Consider the following 17,673-nt stretch of genomic DNA (forward strand, 5'->3'; position numbering starts at 1 on the left):
GGTCGTCTTATGGATTAGGTGCTATAAACTGGAGCGCTTCATCCAATTGTGAAATATCAAAATAACGCTCTTCGTAACCTTTTCGCAGTCTTTCAAAGAAAAGAGCATCAAGGGACACTAAGGCCTTTAAGATGTTCGAATTGGCCACAACGGCTATATTCCCTATTTGCCCGTAATTCCCTAGGGTCCATTTGGCATCTTCCACAAGTGCTTTTACCTCACTATGGCTAATTTTCAACTCGTCAAGCTTTACCAGTACATTCACATGGTCGTATCCTTCGTCAATTTTTTCCTGAAAGAACTTTAGGGCCAATTTTTCATCGGTTTCGGTAAATCCGTCTATAACCTCTAAAGCTAGGGAGTTGCCCTCATAAGTTTTTAATTTTTCAATCATTTTTCCTGTTTAAAGCGTGTTGTAATAAAAGGCGGTAAGCCCTATAATATCCGTCAAAAGTAAAGGCTTCGGTCGATCTCCATCATGACTTGGGTCAGTGAGCGGTTCAAGATATAATACGTCCGTCTTCCATCTGGATAATACGGTCCGTTCGTTGGGCAAAATCCTCGTCATGGGTCACCACCAAAAGGGAAAGTCCCTCTTCCTCTTTCAGCCTTTTAAATATATTAAAGACGTTATCCGAGTTCTGACTGTCGAGATTTCCGGTAGGTTCATCCCCCATAAGAATGATGGGATTATTGATCAAGGCCCTGGCTATGGCTACCCGTTGCTTTTCACCCCCCGATATTCGCGAAGCGCGTTGTTGGGCCAGATAATCGATATGAAGCATTTCTAGCTTTTGCATAGCATCGCGTTTTATATCGGCATGTGATTTCTCGTTCAGTTTCTTTGCCGGAAGCATGACATTTTCCAAAACACTGAATTCCGACAATAAGTAATGGAACTGAAAGACAAAGCCTATATGCTTGTTTCTAATACGCGACAGTTCTTGATGCGACCTTCCCGTGACCAGTTCATGATTGAGGTAGAGTTCACCTGTATAGTCGGTATCCATGGTCGATAAAATATAGAGTAAGGTAGATTTTCCCGAGCCGGATTTTCCCATAATGGAAGCAAACTCGCCCACTTTCACCCCAAAAGAGATATCCTTAAGTACATGAAAGTCCTTTGGCTTATAAAAATGCTTATTGATGTTTTTCGTTTCTAGAACATATTCCATTTTTCCGCTTTTAAGTTCCACGAATAATGCGCACCGGATCTATGTGTTTGGCCTTTACGGAAGGCAGCCAACCCGCAATAAAAGTAGAAAGCAGTGCAAAAGTGAGTCCCACTACATAGTAGCTGATATCAAAACTTATAGGATAGGTCTTTATGGTGGGCAGGGCGGCCGTCTCAAAAGCTACATTGTCTATGATATGCGATAGGCCGAAGCCAAGGAGGAGTCCGAGAACACCTCCTACCACCCCGATGATCATGGCCTGGCTCATAAAAATAAGCTGTACATCGCGCCCCGAAAAACCCGTGGCTTTCAGAATGGCGATATCCTTCATTTTTTCGTAGATGAGCATGTTCAAGATGTTGTAAATTCCGAAGCCCGCTACGATCAACAAAGTAATGGATACGGCATAGGTAATCAGGTTTCTAATGTTGGATCCGGTCTCGAACTGGGCATTGGCCTCATTGATATCCATAGCCTTTATGTCAAACTGTTTTTGCAGCCGTTTTGCCATGGCCGGTGCCCCTTCAATATTAAAAAGCCTAATATTGATATCGGTAATATAGTTCTGTGCCTCGCCTAGAATCCGCTGTACGGTCTTAAGGTTGGCAAAACTCTGAATGTTGTCTACATCGGCCACCCCGCTTTGGTAGAAACCTACTATTTTCAAGGGAAAAATATCGCCCGATACGGTACTTACCTGTACCCTATCCCCCACCGACAAGGACATTTTTTCGGCAAGGCCCGAACCTAGCAATATGCCATTTTCGGTATTCTTAAGGGCTTGAGGGCTTCCTTGAACGATGTAATCGCCCATATTGGAGAGTCGTGTCTCCTCCATAATATCGATACCCACTAGGTTACCGCTCAATTCTATGGAACCCGACAAATAAAAAATCTGGGCCCTGAGCTGGGGCGTGGCCCCTTTTACCTCCTTATCCTTTTTGAGATAGCTTAAAATGGGCAGGGCGTTATGAATCTTCTTCTGACTTTGTCTAGGTTTAATCGAATGCACAATGTTTACCGAATTTTGAAATTCGTCATAAAGCGATATGGGCTGGGTTTCGCTCGGTTCGATCTCGTTGTACAAATGAATATGCGGCGTTTGGTTCAAGATGAGTCCATCTAACATAACATTCAGACCGGTCATAAAGCTGACCAGGGTAATATAGGCGCCAATACCGAACGTAACCCCCAGGGCTGCGGTAGCCGTAGACTTTACCTTGGTTACCAAATGTGTTTTGGCAATGTTCAATATAACGCTCCAATTGGTCATTGTTCCGGTTTTAACAGCTCGGTATTTTCGCCGATTCCCTCAACAATCTCTACCCGATCTAAATTTTGCAATCCCGTAACCACCTCTACCATACCCTTAGCGGTACGTACGCTATTGCCATTTATAAGATAGGTCTTGGGAATGGTCAATGCCTCTTTCTTTTGGGCGATGATAATATTGCCCTCACCTGCCAATCCCGGATACAGGATTTTTGGCGGGTCGTCAAAACTGGCCTCTACCGTAAAGGTCTGTGAGCGCTCATCCTTACGCGGATAGATTTTGTCTACCGTGGCAACGAAGACCTCCGAAGGGTATGCATCTAAGGTAACCAAGGTCTTTTGGCCCAAACTGAGTTTTACGATATCCACTTCATCTACCAGCATTTTGATGATAAAATCCGAATCGCTCCCTACTGCGGCTATGGGCTCCATCGTGCTTACGATTTCACCGGGTTCTTTCATCAGTTCATAGACCTTGCCATTGATCTTGCTCGTTACCGTAAAGTCCTTTGTATTGATCTGTGCCGACTCATAGTTGTTCCGTGCTTGGCGTACTTGGGTCAACAGTTCGTTCTTGGTACGCTCGTACTTACTTTTCAGGAGGTTAAGATTGTTTCGGGAAAGCTCATAGGCCAATTTACGGTTATCAAATTCAACCTTAGACCCTATGTTTTGCGACCACAGGCGTTTCTGTCTATAGAAATTGATGGAATCGTTATGAAACGATAGGGTGGCCGCTTTTATTTCGTCTTCCAAGCCCTTGAGCACGGCCGCGCTTCCGTTATAGTTTTCTTGGGCCAAACGTAACGTAAGCTTGGCATTTTCCGTATTCAGTTTGGGGGTGTTATTGATAATCTGCAGCAAAGGGCTTCCCTTTTTGACACGATCGCCCTCCTCTACCAAATTGCGGTCTAAAATTCCGCCAACGGCCGAATACACCTTATACAGACTATCGGGCTGCACCGTAGCCGAGGCATAGACCGATTCGGTGAGTTCCGCTTTTTGGGGAAGGATTTTTTCCTCATCATCACCGCATGATTGCAGTACCAATACCAAGACCCATATAAATATATAACGCATAGTTTATAAATTGCAGATATCCAAAGTAAAACGAAATTCCGTTCCAAGAACATGAGATAAGTCATACTATTGACAATTTCGTTAAAAAAAGCACTACTATCGCCATCGGAAGGTGACCTGCCCTTTGCTCCTTAACTTACTCCAATAAAATGACATAGATCAATCGCGCTATATTTTATTTCCCCTATTTTTGGAAAAAGAACGTATATGGCCGTTGAAAACTTGGGTATTGATGGACTGACCGACGCGCAGGTAGAACGATCAAGAAAAACCGACGGGGCCAATTCATTTGCTTTTAAGGAAACAAACGGTTTTTTAGATGCCCTAAAAGGTATCTTAAAAGAACCTATGATTCTTTTGCTCTTGGTGGCCTCCTCCATTTATTTTATCAGCGGTAATTTTGGCGACGGTATCTTTATGGTCGCCGCCATTGTATTGGTGGGCTCCATTTCGCTTTATCAAGATTCGAGAAGCCGGAAGGCCTTGGAAAAACTAAAGAACCTGACCGAACCCAACTGCCAGGTCATCCGTAACGGCAAGGTCGTGGAGATTCCCAGTGAGGAGCTGGTCGTTGGCGACAGCCTGATCGTAGAGGAAGGCACAATGGTTCCTGCGGATGGCACCATCGTTCATTCCAACGACTTCTCCGTAGACGAATCCATACTCACCGGAGAATCGCTTTCGGTGTTTAAGGATGTTTCTTCTACCGATAACACTATTTTTAGCGGCACCACCGTAGCCAGTGGTCTGGCCATTGCCGTCGTTACCGCTATAGGCAACCACACCCAACTGGGAAAAATCGGCAACAGCCTAAACACCATTGAAGACGAAAAAACGCCCTTAGAACTGCAAATCGCAAATTTTGTAAAGCAGATGGCTCTTTGGGGCGGCCTTACGTTTCTTTTGGTATGGGGCATTAATTACTTCAATTCGCGTGACGTACTCGATAGTTTACTCAAGGCCCTGACACTTGCCATGAGTATTCTTCCTGAAGAGATTCCCGTGGCCTTTACCACCTTTATGGCCTTGGGAGCCTGGCGACTGATGAAATTGGGCGTTGTGGTAAAACAGATGAAAACGGTGGAGACCTTGGGTAGCGCTACCGTTATATGCACCGATAAAACCGGGACCCTCACCCAGAACAAAATGAGCCTGGCCCGATTGTTTTCCATGAAGGCAGTAAGGGTAGTCTCTCTCGAGGAAAGCTTAAATAACGAAGAAAAAGAGCTGATTACCATAGCCATGTGGGCCAGTGAACCCATACCTTTTGACCCCATGGAAACCGCTTTGCACCAAGCCTATGGAAAGCATACGGATGTGGACGAAAGGCCCAATTACCATATGATCCACGAATATCCGCTAGGCGGAAAGCCCCCCATGATGACGCATGTGTTCGAAAATCGGGCCGGCCAGCGGATCATTGCCGCCAAGGGCGCACCGGAAGCCCTGATACAAGGCTCGCACCTCAGCGCCGAGGAAAAGCGATCCATCTATTCTACCATAGAGGAACTGGGCAAACAAGGCTTTCGTTTATTGGGCGTAGGGCAGGCCCTATTCGAAGGAAACGATTTTCCTCAATACCAACAGGACTTTAAATTCGAATTTAAGGGACTGGTGGCCTTTTACGATCCGCCTAAGGAAAACATCCCACAGGTGCTCAAAGATTTCAATACGGCCGGAATAAACGTAAAACTGGTAACGGGAGACAATGCCGCTACGGCCGTAGCCATTGCCAAGGAAATCGATTTTATTGGTTACGATAAATGTATGTCGGGTGACGAATTGATGCAGTTGACCGATGCGGAATTACAGGAGAGGGTAACGGACACCCAAGTGTTCAGCCGAATGTTTCCCGAAGCCAAGCTTAGAATTATCAATGCCCTAAAAGTGAACAACGAAGTCGTGGCCATGACAGGTGACGGGGTCAACGACGGCCCGGCGCTCAAGGCGGCACACATCGGCATTGCCATGGGAAAAAAGGGCACGGAAATCGCCAAGCAGGCGGCCTCATTGATTTTGGTCGACGACGACCTCTCTAAAATGGTAGATGCCATTGCCATGGGACGAAAGATCTATACCAACCTCAAAAAAGCGATCCAGTATATTATCTCCATCCATATTCCCATCATATTAACGGTATTTATCCCCTTGGCCTTGCGGTGGAGCTTCCCTTCTATATTTTCACCATCGCATGTTATTTTGTTGGAACTCATCATGGGACCCACCTGCTCCATTATTTACGAAAACGAGCCCATGGAAAAAAATACCATGAACAAGAGACCCCGGCCGTTTACGACCACATTTTTCAATTTCAACGAATTGATTACAAGCATCGTACAAGGTCTAATCATTACCTTGGCTTCACTATCGGTATACCAATATGCCGTAGCGCAAAGCTTTGATGAAGACACTACCCGTACCATGGTCTTTATGGTGCTGATCGTGGCCAATATCTTTTTGACCTTGGTGAACCGATCTTTCTATTACTCGCTATGGACGACCTTGAGGTACAAGAACAATCTAGTTGCCCTGATTATCGGCATAACGATCGCCTTGACCACTAGCCTACTCTTCGTGCCCCCCTTGACCGCCTTCTTTGAATTCAGCACCTTAAATGTAGACCAATTGTTCGTTTGCCTATTGGCCGGTAGTATTTCGGTACTCTGGTATGAGGTGGTAAAATGGGGCAAACGCCTAGGAGCTAAGGAAAACTAGTATGTGGGTACAAGGAAGAATACCCTAGGGAACAAGCCTAAAGTTTTTCGCCATAGGCCAGGTCACCTGCATCCCCTATGCCGGGAATAATATAGCCCCTGGCATTCAGCTCGGGGTCAATGGCAGAAATCCATAGATGGGTGTTTTCAGGAAATACCTTTTGAACGTGGGCCACGCCCTCTTGCGCCCCTATGACCGAAACAATGTGTATCTGTGCCGGCGTGCCGTGGTTTTTTAATACTTTCAAGACATTCTCCAATGTTTTCCCGGTAGCCAACATCGGGTCTGTCAGCACCAATATCTTGCCTTCTAAGGAAGGTGCCGCAAAATAGTTGACAATGACCTCAAAGGCATCTTCGTCTCCCCTATGGTGACGATATGCCGAAATAAAGGCATTTTCCGCCCCGTCAAAATAATTTAACAACCCCTGGTGCAAGGGAAGTCCGGCCCGTAAAACGGAACACAAAACCACATGGTCTGTGGGTAGGCTCATTTCCTTGCTTCCTAATGGTGTATGTACCTGACTGCTTTCGTACCGAAACGATTTGCTCATTTCATAACCTAGCACTTCCCCGATACGCTCAATATTCCGCCTGAACCGCATAGCATCCTTTTGGATATCAACATCCCTGATTTCTGCAATGAATTTGTTCATCAGCGAATTGTTTTCGCCAAGGTTATGAATCGTCATAATTATCGTTTGATTTGAGTTATGAATATGTTTTTATTACAAAGGTATCGGACTTTCCGAATTTGTTCAAAAGGTACACCTAAATCGGAAATTCGAAAAAGTTTACCAAAAAAAAGGGTGTTGCCAATAACAACACCCCTTTTCCAACCATCTAAAATATTTGATGCGGAACCACCTATTTTACTCGATAATCGAGATTAAATACTCCGAGGCTTACCTCGAAATCAAGGCGTATTCTTTTAATGCCTCGCGGGCTTATCCCGAGGTAGTTTACTTTATCTATTTTCCCCCTCCATTTTTGAAGCTTATTTATCACCATAGAACGCAATGCTCCACATACCACGTACTTGGTCAACATCATAGCCGACCGCCTTATCGTTCGGGTACAATTTCTTCAGTGCCGCCATAGTCTCGGGCAGTACTTGCTCATTGGGTTTGCCGTGACATTGTAGACAAAGGGCATTGGTTACTATCGGTGCGTAAAAGGAGACTTCATCGTTTTCAGTATGTACCACGGGGGATACTTCCTCTCCCGACGCCAAGGCTTCCTTGAAAGAGGCTATATATTCTAATTCTTGGGCACTGGCCTTGTTTTTGGGATTTCTGGGCCTATCGGAAACCCTTTGAATGACCGCATTTTTCATCAAAGACACACTATCCGTAATTTTTATGGCCTCTAGGTTGCAGAAACCTATGGCCCCTACGGGTCCCTTTTCCTGAATGGCCTTCGTTAAGCTCTTCCCTAACTGCATTTGGGCTTCTTTTGCATATGACATCCCTATAGAGGCATACACTTTATCGGGGTCGGGATAATCAAAACAATGGCATTCTTCCATCCCCATACCTTTTTTATGTGCCATTTTGAAATAGTCATCAAAGCCGTCGGGCCGTTCCAATTCGTTATCATAGATATAATCGGCTATCTGTGCCACGGCCTCATCGCGGTTGGGCAGATAGGGCATGGGGCCGAACCTTTTATGGGCGGCGGGAATTTTGGTTTCCGTTTCCGGATCGTTCACCCATTTGATCAAGGCTTCCGTAAACTCCTCTTTGCTCACGGTCGAATCGATATAATGTCTCTTGATCGCTTCCATAGGCGGTGCAATCCGATTCGCCATGGTCGCTTTGGGATCATGGCACATATAGCACTCCCTCTCCATAATGAGTTTTCCCGGATGTGGTTCCTTGGCCTCAACGGTTTGGGTTTGCCCATTATCATCAACAGGTTCCGTTTTTGTTTTTTGACCGTCCTTACAACTTGCAAAGAAGAGAACAACTAGTAAATAAATACAGTACTTTTTCATTCGGTTGATTTTTAGATAAAAGGCTTCGTGCTTTTCGGAATCGGTCAAAGGTTCGGGAAGCCCATCGGGACACCCTCTCCATTCCCTATAACGAGAACACCGCCGACATTAAGAGTTCGACTTCACGATCTGTACAATATCGTTTTTCTGTAGTACCCCCGACTGTCGCCAGACCTGTTTTCCGTTTTTGAACAATAGCATGGTGGGTACGCCACGAACGTTATAGGTATTCGCCAAGGGCTGATTTTTATCCACATCGATCTTTACGATCTTAATGGCATCCCCTAGTTCGTCTTTGACTTGTTTTAAAATAGGAGCCAACATTTTACAAGGCCCGCACCAGTCGGCATAAAAATCTACCAGTACAGGTGTATCCGATTCTACGATTTTACTGAAACTACTTTTCATTCCTGAAATTTTGATGGTTAAAATTACTGAAAATAGATCTCTGCGAAACTGACCAATATCATGGTTTTATAAATTCTTCTCGATTAGTTTTATACAGTAATCAAAGCTACCGAGATTCCATTAATTCTAAATTTAAGATAATGATAAAAAATATACTGGTGCCTACCGACTTTTCAAACTATGCCTACAGCGCGCTTTTCTACGCTACCCGCTTGTTGGCGTCAAAGGAATGTACCTTTTACCTTCTCAACGTATACGATCAACTTACCCCTTTAGAGGGGGGCAAGCCAGAATTCTTGGTAGGAAAGAAACTGCTGGAACAATTAAAGGTTGCATCCAACGATAATCTTACGGCCCTTAAACACCGTATCAACCTAGACAATGAAAACCCCTTGCACCGGTTCGAGACCATATCGAAAAAAGGAAATTTGGTAAAGACCATACACCAGATGCTCAATCCATACGACATAGATCTCATCGTCATGGGCAGCAAGGGCCATACCGGGGCCAAAGAAATTTTCTTGGGCAGCAACACCATACAAGTGGCCGACACCATAACCCAATGCCCTATTTTGACCGTTCCCAAACAAAGGGATTTCTCAAAACCTAAAGACCTTGCCTTTGTAACGGACTATAAAAGGGGATGTACCAAAAAAACGATTACCCCCCTCATGTTCATTACCGAGCTCTTCGACGCCAAAATAAAGGTCATGCACATCAACGAAGAAGAAGAGCTAAGTAAAGAACAACAATCACATAAAGAAATGCTCGAACTATGCCTTAAACACATTGACCACAGTTTCCACTGGGTACGGGCCTTTTCCGACAAGGCCGTGGCCATTGACGATTTCTTGAAGACCAAAGGCATTGATATGTTCGCCATGGTCTATTATAAACACAGTTTTTTTGAGCGCCTTATACACGAACCTGTGGTAAAGGATATAAGTAAGTATACCGATGTTCCCTTTCTTATCCTTCCTTATAAAGACTGACCGCCAAAAATAGGTAAACCATTAAAAATCAATTAGATTTATTAACCCTTGAAAAAAGAACAGCATGTACAAAAGAATATTGGTGCCCACGGATTTTTCAAAAAATGCCCTCAATGCGGTGCGGTACGCCCTTGATCTCTATGCAAAATTGAATTGCGAGTTCTACTTTTTAAACGTTTTTAAACTCGAAAACTACACTACCGACAGCCTTATCATGCCAGAACCCGGTAGCGCGGAATACGAAGCTGCAAAGGCAAAATCTGAAGAAAACTTTGTGAGATTGTTGGATATGTTGGCGCTGCACCATGACAATCCAAAGCATATCTACCATACCACATCTACCTTTAATTTTTTGACGGAAGCCCTAAAACAGATGATTTCCGAAAAAGATATCGATTTGGTGGTCATGGGCACCAAGGGGGCCTCATTAACCAAAGGGGTCATCTTTGGCAGTAACACGGTCAATACCATGGAAAAGATAACGGAATGTCCGGTATTGGCCATACCCCAAGACACGCACTTTTCAACACCCAAGGAAATCGTTTTTTCAACGGACTACAAGTCAGACTTTAAACGGAAGGAATTAAGCTACCTCATAGAAATCGCCAAGATGCACGGGGCGGCCGTTCGTGTACTCCATGTTAGCAAAAAACAAATCTTGACCGCCGAACAAGAAAAAAACAAAGTCCTGTTAAGCCATATATTCGAACAAATAGACCACAGTTTCCATACCCTTTCGGAAAAGAAAGTGGCTAACGGTATTACAGCCTTTGTAGAAAGTAGGGAAAGCGATATGATCGCCTTTATCAACCATAAGCATTTTTTCTTTGCGAGTATATTTTCCAGACCCTTGGTCAAGGAAATAGGCTATGACGCCACCGTTCCCATTTTGGCCCTGCGTTAAAAAACAAGAATTTGAAGGATTTTTTGGAGAAAATTACGGCAATCCTCCCTTTTTCACCTTAGGGACAAGAACATGTACAATACGCATGGTTAACTTTATAAGCAAACCTATATGGACGCACTTCTCGATTTTCTCAAAGACCCTTTTGCCGCAAAGGTGATCAAGCTGTTGTTATGGATCATCTTTATCATTATTGCCATTGGGCTTTTAAGGAAACTCCTCAAAAAACGCATCGGTGATGCCACGATAAGGTACAAGGCCCAGAAAGGTGTTGAACTGGTGGGCTATTTTTTTATTTTTTTCTTGGTCTTAATCTCGTTTACCGTAGAAAGTATTGAAGACTATACCATTATTATCGGTCTATTTACGGCAGGAATCACATTCACCCTTCAAGAGCTTATTTTGAGCATAGCGGGTTCCTTTTACATCTTTTTCGTTCGCGTGTACAAACCGGGCGATCGAATCGAGATCAACGGCATAAAAGGCGATGTCATTGACATTGACAGTATTTACACCACCCTAATGGAATTGGGCGAATGGGTGAGCAGTGACAATTACTCGGGACGCATCGTCAAAATCAGCAATGCCTTTGTATTCAAAGGCCCTATAAAGAATTACTCTATGGACTTTCCCTTTGTCTGGGACGAACTCAATATTCTAATTACACACGAATCGGATATTGCCCTGGCCAAGAAAATTGTATTGGCCGATGCCACGGAGTTGCTTTCCGAATACACCAAAAACTCCTTGGCCAAATGGAAGGAAATGGTAGCCCATTACTACATAGAAGATGCCACGCTAGAACCGACCCTAGCCTTTAAGATTACCGACAACTGGATAGAGGTCAACCTTAGGTACATTACCGACTATAAGCTTCGGCGTGCCACCAAACACCAGCTGTTCGAACGTATACAACAGTCGTTATTCGCCACCGAAGGCAAGGTCGTACTGGCCTCCACTACCCTTCAACTATTGAAGATTCCCGATATAAACGTCCAGGTCAAACCCCAAGCATAAACCAACCGTATCCATTTTAAAAAGCAATGAAGAACAAAACGGAATTCGATATTATAAAGTCCTCCGGCGCAAAGGCCAAGTTTTCCATAGACAAGCTCAGAAACTCCCTCAAACATACGGGGGCCAATCATGAATTGGTAGAGAAAATCGTAGATCAAGTACGCGACGAACTTTATGAAGGCATATCTACCAATGAGATATACAATAGGGCCTTTGCCCTACTAAAAAAAAGGAAATCGGTTTTCGCCTCAAAGTACAAGCTAAAAAAGGCCATTTACGAATTAGGCCCTACCGGTTTTCCCTTTGAACGGCTTATAAGTGCCCTTTTGACCTATTCCGGCTACCGGACCAAGGTAGGCATTGTTATGGATGGCCTATGCGTTACCCACGAAATTGACGTGGTGGCCGAGAAAAATAATACCGTAACCGTTATTGAATGCAAGTTTCACGGTGAAGAAGGCCGCAATTGCAATGTAAAGATACCGCTGTATATACACTCGCGCTACAATGATGTCAAGGCCCATTGGAATACCAAGACCAACGAGACAAAGACATTGGGCCCAGGTTGGGTAGTGACCAACACACGCTTCACCTTAGATGCCGTCAAATACGGAACCTGTGCCGATTTATATTTATTGAGCTGGGACTACCCCTTTAACAATGGCCTCAAAGACCGTATCGATAGATTGGGCCTTTACCCGATTACCGTTTCTACGATATTGAGCAGTAGCGAAAAGCAGTTTTTGCTGAGCAGGGATGTAGTGCTCTGTCGCGAACTATGGAAAAACAAGTTCTTATTAGACTATTTAGGGATATCGATAACCAGAAAGAGTAAAATACTGAACGAAATTGAACAACTCTGCAACCCTTAGGCTATGAATAAAGTAAAAATTCACTTTTTGGGTGCCTCGGGCACCGTAACCGGATCGAAATTTTACCTGGAAACCCCTGAACTCAACGTTATGGTGGACTGTGGTATGTACCAAGGCCTGAAGGAATTACGGCAATTGAACTGGGCGCCCTTGCCCATAGATGCCTCAAAAATAGATGTGGTACTCTTGACACACGGACACCTAGACCATACGGGCTACCTTCCTAGATTGGTTATGGAAGGATTTAAGGGAAAGATAATTGCGACCCCTCCTACCTTGGCCATAACCGAAATCATTCTTTTGGATAGTGCTAAAATTCACGAGGAAGAAGCCGAACGCGCCAATAAGGAAGGCTATAGCAAACACCATCCTGCCAAGCCCTTCTACTCGATCCGGGAAGCGGAACGAGCCATAGGCCTTTTTTCTTATGGGGAAAAAGACCAATGGATTTCCCTTTCCGAACACCTACGGTTGAGGTTCAAGTATAACGGACACATTATAGGGGCAACCTTTATAGAGTTGGAAATTTTTGGAAAGCTGTTTGTCTTCTCTGGGGATATAGGACGCGAACACGATATCTTATTGGCCCCTCCCGAACATCCGAAATGGGCCGACTACCTCTTTATTGAAAGCACCTATGGCAACAAATTGCACCCGCAGGAAGATGTTGAGGAAATTTTGGTCGACCTGGTCACCGAAACCATCAACCAAAGGGGCAACCTTATCATTCCGTCCTTTGCCGTAGAGCGCTTGCAATCGCTGATGTATGTTTTGTGGCAATTGTTCAAGAAAAACAGAATACCTAACATTCCTATTTTTATCGATAGCCCTATGGGCAATAATGTATTATCGGTTTTTGAACGGTTTCCCGAATGGCATAAACTCTCAAGCAAGGAGTACCAGTCCATGTGCAAGCATTTCAATATTATAAGTTCGTATGCAGATACCTGGAAGACCATTGACGACCCTAGACCTAAAATCGTAATAGCGGGTAGCGGCATGGTTACCGGGGGCCGGGTACTCACCTATCTGAAACAACTCATGCGCCATTCCTCAACAACGGTCTTGCTTGTAGGATATCAGGCAGAGGGCACTAGGGGAAGGCAGCTTTTAGAAGGGGCCTACGAATTGAAACTGTTCGGAAAGTACTATCCCGTAAAATCGAAAATACGCCACTTGGAAAGCCTGTCGGCTCATGCCGACCAAAAAGAACTGCTCCATTGGATGGAAGATATCAAAAATATACCCGAAACGGTCTTTCTCATTCATGGCGAACCTACGGCACTCGATGCTTTTCGGGTCAAGATCGGCGATGTTCACAACTGGCGCGTACACATTCCTAAATTGAACGAGACCAAAGAAATTATCTTATAGTCCCCTAAATGACCTAGGTCATTGTGTCTGCGTACCACCGCACCTATATTCGCTTATATATGGAAACTATGACAACAATAACCGAAACCTCTACATCGCGCTGGACACAGCAGAAAAAAGAAGGGGAACTCTTTAGGGAAATTCAGCAATGGAAATCGAGTCTTAGATTTTTAGAAGATGAAATTGCCTTTATGGAACATCTATTGGATTCATACGTTTTTGAACCCGATACCCCTATCTTGTTCGATCGCCTACAAAACCACAAAAGTGGCCTACAAAATATAGAAGGCGCCGTGAAGAAAATTCAGGACCAAATCTACAAACACGAAAACATGTTGGGCGGAATCTTGGAATGTAACACCGCACCTTTTGACATAGCTTTCTATAGACGGCATGAACGCCTGCAATTCGAGGTCGATTTCTGCACGACAAGTTTTGGTGGTTTAAAGACCGATATCTTCAGCTATGCGGGTACGATACTGAAAAAACGCAAACCTTAAAACGATTTAATGTATCTTAGTTTAGTTCAAGAACTGATAATTGTCATTTTTATCCACTCCTAGAACTTATACCTTGTGTGCGATTCTTTTAGTGGGATATGGGGCATCAAGTCTTATCATACGCTGGACAATTGAAGAAAAATACGTTTATGAAAAAACTATCGATACTACTCTTAGTCCTTTTTGTCAGCTGTTCTTCGACCAGCTTGGTCGAAAATTGGAAAAACCCCGACATTGTTTTGTTCGACGCCCAAAAGGTGCTCATTGTGGGGATGACCCAAAATGAAAACGCAAGGGAGCGTTTCGAGACCAAGCTTCAAAAAGAATTTGACAAGCGGAATGTGGAGGCCATGCGAAGCCTTGATGTTTTTGATGTATCGTTTACCGACTCGAAAAAAACGGAAAAAGAACTTGATGACGTTGAACAAAGCCTCTTGGACAAAGATTTTGACGCTATTCTATTTACCAAAGTTACGGGGTCTGAAAACCGGGAAAGCTTTTTGCGTACCCTCGCAAAATTGGATAACTATAAAGGGCGGTTCAATGATGATTACCTTAGGAACCAAGACATCTATTACGATGACGACTACTACGAAAAATTTGACGTCTATCACGCAGAAACTACCCTCTACTGTATTTGTGAAGGCAAAGATCGATCAATGATCTGGCGTGGCAGCATCGATGTCACCGACCCTACGAATATTGAAAAAACCGTAGATGACTACATAAAACTTATTGTTCTCGCCATGGAAGAACAAGATTTGATCTTTAGAAAAGAAAAATAACCATCTTAGGCTCTTTTCTAAGCCTTTCCTTTGATCAAATGCTTGGGAAAATCTTCTACACGCTCACAACAGATCTGCTCCATAACCTGTTGTAATTCGGTTTTAAGCAACGATATGGTGTGGTTACCCCCATTGTTGCCCAAAGCACCAACACCGTACATGAACGAGCGTCCCATAAAGGTAAACTTGGCCCCACTGGCCAATGCCCGGGCCACATCGGGACCGGAACGTATGCCGCTATCCATCATTACCGTTAGCTGGTCGCCGTATTTTTCCGCTATTCTAGACAATGGTTTTATGGTAGATTCGCCGGCATCCAATTGTCTTCCCCCGTGATTGGACACAATGACCCCATCGATACCTAAACGTAAGGCTTTTTCCACATCGGCTTCATTGGCTACACCCTTTAAGACCAACTTGCCTTTCCACATATCGCGAATGGGCTTGATCTTCTCTTCGTTCAATCGTCCCGAAAAGGTCTGATCCATAAATTTTCCCAATTGCTTTAAATCCAAACCTTTGGGCATATAGGGTTTTAAGGTCTCAAAATTTGGTTGACCGTGAATAAGGGTTTTCATTGCCCATTCCGGTTTACCCATAATTTGAAGTATATTTTTCAATGACATTTTAGGAGGCATGGCCAATCCGTTTCTAATGTCCCTTGGTCTAAAACCAAAGGTAGGCACGTCGCAGAGAATAACGAGAACCGGGCATTCCGCCACGGCAGCCCTTCTGATAATATCGTCCCGCAAGGAATTCTCCGTAGGGTGGTACAACTGAAACCAGGCTTGGCCTTCCGTAATCTCCGAAATGCGTTCAATACTACTGGTACTTACCGTACTCAACACAAAGGGAACGTTGTGTTCAAATGCCGCTTTCGCCAAAATTTCAGGGGCATTGGGCCACATCAATCCTTGCAGACCGACCGGTGCTATACCAAAAGGGGCATCGTAGGTATGACCGAAAATTTCGGTTTTCATGACAGATTCGGTGTGCTTGCTGAGATAATACGGCAAGAGTTCCACCTCACGGATTTCTGCGGTATTCTTAATGAGATTGACATCTTCGTTGCATCCGCCATCCAAGTATTCAAAAGCGAATTTCGGCATCTTCTCCATCGCCCTATTTCGCAGGTCGCTTATGGAAGGATAACGCGCATCAAAGCCTTTTGCTATTTTTTTTCCCATTGTAGTAAGTGCTATGTGAAACGGCACCTCTTTAATAGGTGCCGCCCAAATTTTATTTCAAAATAAATACTATTCTAAATCGTATTTTTTATACGCCCTGTGACCATAAAAGGCTACCACAAAAAAGCAGAGCATAGGAAGTACAAAGGAGAAATTCACCTCTGGAACCCCCAGTATACGTACATCGCTATATCCCGATCCGCCAATGTCCAATATTAGTCCCTGTAACATGGGCATAAATGCCCCACCTACAATGGCCATCACCAAAAACGCAGAGGCCGATTTGGCATCGTCCCCCAGTCCTGTCAAGGCAATTCCGTAAATCGTCGGGAACATCAAAGACATGCAAAAAGACACCATGACCAAGGAATATAGTCCGATTTCACCCTGTATAAAGATAGTTCCCGCACAGAAGAGAATCGCCAAAAGGGAGAGCATCATCAGCAATCTTCCCGAGTTGATGAATTTTAAGAGATAGGTACACAAAAAGCGACTGATCAGAAAAATCACCAAGGCGGCGTAGGCGTAGTTTACGGCATCCCTATTGTTTATACCAATGTTTTCGGCATACTGGTAAATATAGGTCCAACACATGATCTGGGCACCGACATAAAACATTTGGGTGAGCATTCCCCCCACAAAGCGTTCCTTTCTAAAAATCCTTTTAATAGACTCCCTTAAGCCTACTTGATTTTCCTTTTTGCCTTCCGGCATTTTAACCATGGCAATGACGACGAACATAAAAATCACGAAGAGCCCCAAGCCTACATAGGGGTTTCTGATGACCATTAGATCCGAAGTCTTGACGGCGGCCTTTGCCGATTCCGATAGTGTTTCATAAATATAGGACCCATCTTCGGCCATATCGTCCGACTGTAGGGCCCCCAGAATAAAAAACTGGGCCACGAACAGACCGGAAAGTGCCCCCAAGGGGTTAAAGGCCTGTGCGAGGTTCAAGCGCAAGGTTGCGGTTTCCTCCGCTCCCATGGCCAAGATATAAGGGTTGGCCGTAGTTTCGAGAAAGGCAAGTCCAAAGGTCAGCACATATAACGCCAAAAGAAAGAACAGATAGTTCTCCATGGCCGCTGCAGGATAGAACATAAGGGCCCCTACCGCATATAGGGCAAGACCCACCAAAATACCGACTTTATAACTGAATTTCTTCACCACATACGCTGCGGGCAATGCCATGGTAAAATAGCCTCCATAAAAAGCGGCCTGTACCCAGGAAGCCTGTGTATTGTTCAGTTCCAATATTCTTTTAAACGCGGCTACCATAGGATTGGTAATATCATTCGCAAAACCCCAAAGGGCAAATAAAGACGTAATCAATAAAAAAGGAAAAAGAATTTCCTTGGCTACTACCGGTATTTTTTGTTCGCTTTTCATGTGGTTTG

Annotated in this window: 17 protein-coding genes; 8 read left to right on the forward strand and 9 right to left on the reverse strand. The window is 44.3% G+C overall.

From position 1 onward, the window contains the following. Nucleotides 1-7: 7 nt before the first annotated feature. From B4Q04_RS19355 to B4Q04_RS19370, 4 genes are all read right to left on the reverse strand, one after another. Entirely contained in the window at nt 8-394 is a 387-nt protein-coding gene (locus B4Q04_RS19355; protein WP_013994820.1) for an STAS/SEC14 domain-containing protein, read from the reverse strand. 106 nt (nt 395-500) lie between these two features. Further along, complete coding sequence (locus B4Q04_RS19360; protein ID WP_013994819.1) at nt 501-1,175, reverse strand: ABC transporter ATP-binding protein; 675 nt, start codon at nt 1,173-1,175, stop codon at nt 501-503. Nucleotides 1,176-1,185: 10 nt separating this feature from the next. Beyond that, nucleotides 1,186-2,448, reverse strand: a complete 1,263-nt coding sequence (locus tag B4Q04_RS19365; RefSeq protein ID WP_088697769.1) for an ABC transporter permease — start codon at nt 2,446-2,448, stop codon at nt 1,186-1,188. After that, a complete protein-coding gene (locus B4Q04_RS19370) occupies nt 2,445-3,527 on the reverse strand; it encodes an efflux RND transporter periplasmic adaptor subunit (protein WP_088697770.1) in 1,083 nt (360 codons plus the stop codon). The genes B4Q04_RS19365 and B4Q04_RS19370 overlap by 4 nt, the downstream gene beginning before the upstream one ends. A 207-nt stretch (nt 3,528-3,734) precedes the next feature. On the opposite strand from B4Q04_RS19370, the gene B4Q04_RS19375 reads away from it, so the two are divergent. After that, nucleotides 3,735-6,242 (forward strand): cation-translocating P-type ATPase, encoded by a 2,508-nt coding sequence (locus B4Q04_RS19375; RefSeq protein WP_088697771.1) that lies wholly within the window; start codon nt 3,735-3,737, stop codon nt 6,240-6,242. A 37-nt stretch (nt 6,243-6,279) separates the two neighbouring features. On the opposite strand, the gene upp is transcribed toward B4Q04_RS19375, so the two are convergent. The 3 genes from upp to trxA all read right to left on the reverse strand — a co-directional run bounded on the left by upp (nt 6,280) and on the right by trxA (nt 8,645). Further along, nucleotides 6,280-6,933 carry a uracil phosphoribosyltransferase gene (gene upp, locus B4Q04_RS19380; RefSeq protein ID WP_013994815.1) on the reverse strand — a complete coding sequence of 218 codons (654 nt, stop codon included), beginning with the start codon at nt 6,931-6,933 and terminating at the stop codon, nt 6,280-6,282. 305 nt (nt 6,934-7,238) lie between these two features. After that, nucleotides 7,239-8,237, reverse strand: coding sequence for a DUF3365 domain-containing protein (locus tag B4Q04_RS19385; RefSeq protein ID WP_013994814.1), 999 nt, complete (start codon nt 8,235-8,237; stop codon nt 7,239-7,241). Nucleotides 8,238-8,345: 108 nt separating this feature from the next. Beyond that, nucleotides 8,346-8,645 carry a thioredoxin gene (gene trxA / locus B4Q04_RS19390; protein WP_013994813.1) on the reverse strand — a complete coding sequence of 100 codons (300 nt, stop codon included), beginning with the start codon at nt 8,643-8,645 and terminating at the stop codon, nt 8,346-8,348. 140 nt (nt 8,646-8,785) lie between these two features. Between trxA and B4Q04_RS19395 the strand changes: the two genes are divergently transcribed. From B4Q04_RS19395 to B4Q04_RS19425, 7 genes are all read left to right on the forward strand, one after another. Then, nucleotides 8,786-9,637, forward strand: coding sequence for a universal stress protein (locus B4Q04_RS19395; protein WP_013994812.1), 852 nt, complete (start codon nt 8,786-8,788; stop codon nt 9,635-9,637). 64 nt (nt 9,638-9,701) lie between these two features. Beyond that, nucleotides 9,702-10,541, forward strand: coding sequence for a universal stress protein (locus tag B4Q04_RS19400; protein ID WP_013994811.1), 840 nt, complete (start codon nt 9,702-9,704; stop codon nt 10,539-10,541). A gap of 111 nt (nt 10,542-10,652) precedes the next feature. Next, nucleotides 10,653-11,558 (forward strand): mechanosensitive ion channel family protein, encoded by a 906-nt coding sequence (locus B4Q04_RS19405; protein WP_088697772.1) that lies wholly within the window; start codon nt 10,653-10,655, stop codon nt 11,556-11,558. A gap of 26 nt (nt 11,559-11,584) precedes the next feature. Next, the gene (locus tag B4Q04_RS19410) at nt 11,585-12,430 is read left to right on the forward strand and encodes an ATP cone domain-containing protein (RefSeq protein WP_088697773.1); all 846 of its coding nucleotides are present in this window, start codon (nt 11,585-11,587) and stop codon (nt 12,428-12,430) included. A 3-nt stretch (nt 12,431-12,433) separates the two neighbouring features. Continuing rightward, nucleotides 12,434-13,804 (forward strand): MBL fold metallo-hydrolase RNA specificity domain-containing protein, encoded by a 1,371-nt coding sequence (locus B4Q04_RS19415; protein ID WP_013994807.1) that lies wholly within the window; start codon nt 12,434-12,436, stop codon nt 13,802-13,804. Nucleotides 13,805-13,872: 68 nt separating this feature from the next. Further along, on the forward strand, nt 13,873-14,304 hold the full coding sequence (locus B4Q04_RS19420) for a hypothetical protein (protein WP_046288010.1): 432 nt from the start codon (nt 13,873-13,875) through the stop codon (nt 14,302-14,304). A gap of 149 nt (nt 14,305-14,453) precedes the next feature. Continuing rightward, a complete protein-coding gene (locus B4Q04_RS19425) occupies nt 14,454-15,089 on the forward strand; it encodes a hypothetical protein (protein WP_013994805.1) in 636 nt (211 codons plus the stop codon). A gap of 17 nt (nt 15,090-15,106) precedes the next feature. On the opposite strand, the gene B4Q04_RS19430 is transcribed toward B4Q04_RS19425, so the two are convergent. Both B4Q04_RS19430 and fucP read right to left on the reverse strand, forming a co-directional pair. Then, the gene (locus B4Q04_RS19430) at nt 15,107-16,276 is read right to left on the reverse strand and encodes an alpha-hydroxy acid oxidase (RefSeq protein ID WP_013994804.1); all 1,170 of its coding nucleotides are present in this window, start codon (nt 16,274-16,276) and stop codon (nt 15,107-15,109) included. 69 nt (nt 16,277-16,345) lie between these two features. Then, complete coding sequence (gene fucP / locus B4Q04_RS19435; protein WP_013994803.1) at nt 16,346-17,665, reverse strand: L-fucose:H+ symporter permease; 1,320 nt, start codon at nt 17,663-17,665, stop codon at nt 16,346-16,348. Nucleotides 17,666-17,673: the final 8 nt, after the last annotated feature.

It is taken from the genome of Zobellia sp. OII3 (assembly GCF_002211465.1).
GTDB lineage: Bacteria > Bacteroidota > Bacteroidia > Flavobacteriales > Flavobacteriaceae > Zobellia > Zobellia galactanivorans.

What these genes read in the sequence shown, in the direction of transcription:
- B4Q04_RS19415 (WP_013994807.1), top strand. Translation starts at nt 12,434, where the DNA reads ATGAATAAAGTAAAAATTCACTTTTTGGGTGCCTCGGGCACCGTAACC.
- B4Q04_RS19420 (WP_046288010.1), top strand. Translation starts at nt 13,873, where the DNA reads ATGACAACAATAACCGAAACCTCTACATCGCGCTGGACACAGCAGAAA.
- B4Q04_RS19405 (WP_088697772.1), top strand. Translation starts at nt 10,653, where the DNA reads ATGGACGCACTTCTCGATTTTCTCAAAGACCCTTTTGCCGCAAAGGTG.
- trxA (WP_013994813.1), bottom strand. Translation starts at nt 8,645, where the DNA reads ATGAAAAGTAGTTTCAGTAAAATCGTAGAATCGGATACACCTGTACTG.
- B4Q04_RS19365 (WP_088697769.1), bottom strand. Translation starts at nt 2,448, where the DNA reads ATGACCAATTGGAGCGTTATATTGAACATTGCCAAAACACATTTGGTA.
- B4Q04_RS19355 (WP_013994820.1), bottom strand. Translation starts at nt 394, where the DNA reads ATGATTGAAAAATTAAAAACTTATGAGGGCAACTCCCTAGCTTTAGAG.
- upp (WP_013994815.1), bottom strand. Translation starts at nt 6,933, where the DNA reads ATGACGATTCATAACCTTGGCGAAAACAATTCGCTGATGAACAAATTC.
- B4Q04_RS19430 (WP_013994804.1), bottom strand. Translation starts at nt 16,276, where the DNA reads ATGGGAAAAAAAATAGCAAAAGGCTTTGATGCGCGTTATCCTTCCATA.
- B4Q04_RS19385 (WP_013994814.1), bottom strand. Translation starts at nt 8,237, where the DNA reads ATGAAAAAGTACTGTATTTATTTACTAGTTGTTCTCTTCTTTGCAAGT.
- B4Q04_RS19375 (WP_088697771.1), top strand. Translation starts at nt 3,735, where the DNA reads ATGGCCGTTGAAAACTTGGGTATTGATGGACTGACCGACGCGCAGGTA.
- B4Q04_RS19370 (WP_088697770.1), bottom strand. Translation starts at nt 3,527, where the DNA reads ATGCGTTATATATTTATATGGGTCTTGGTATTGGTACTGCAATCATGC.
- B4Q04_RS19395 (WP_013994812.1), top strand. Translation starts at nt 8,786, where the DNA reads ATGATAAAAAATATACTGGTGCCTACCGACTTTTCAAACTATGCCTAC.
- B4Q04_RS19400 (WP_013994811.1), top strand. Translation starts at nt 9,702, where the DNA reads ATGTACAAAAGAATATTGGTGCCCACGGATTTTTCAAAAAATGCCCTC.
- B4Q04_RS19425 (WP_013994805.1), top strand. Translation starts at nt 14,454, where the DNA reads ATGAAAAAACTATCGATACTACTCTTAGTCCTTTTTGTCAGCTGTTCT.
- B4Q04_RS19360 (WP_013994819.1), bottom strand. Translation starts at nt 1,175, where the DNA reads ATGGAATATGTTCTAGAAACGAAAAACATCAATAAGCATTTTTATAAG.
- B4Q04_RS19410 (WP_088697773.1), top strand. Translation starts at nt 11,585, where the DNA reads ATGAAGAACAAAACGGAATTCGATATTATAAAGTCCTCCGGCGCAAAG.
- fucP (WP_013994803.1), bottom strand. Translation starts at nt 17,665, where the DNA reads ATGAAAAGCGAACAAAAAATACCGGTAGTAGCCAAGGAAATTCTTTTT.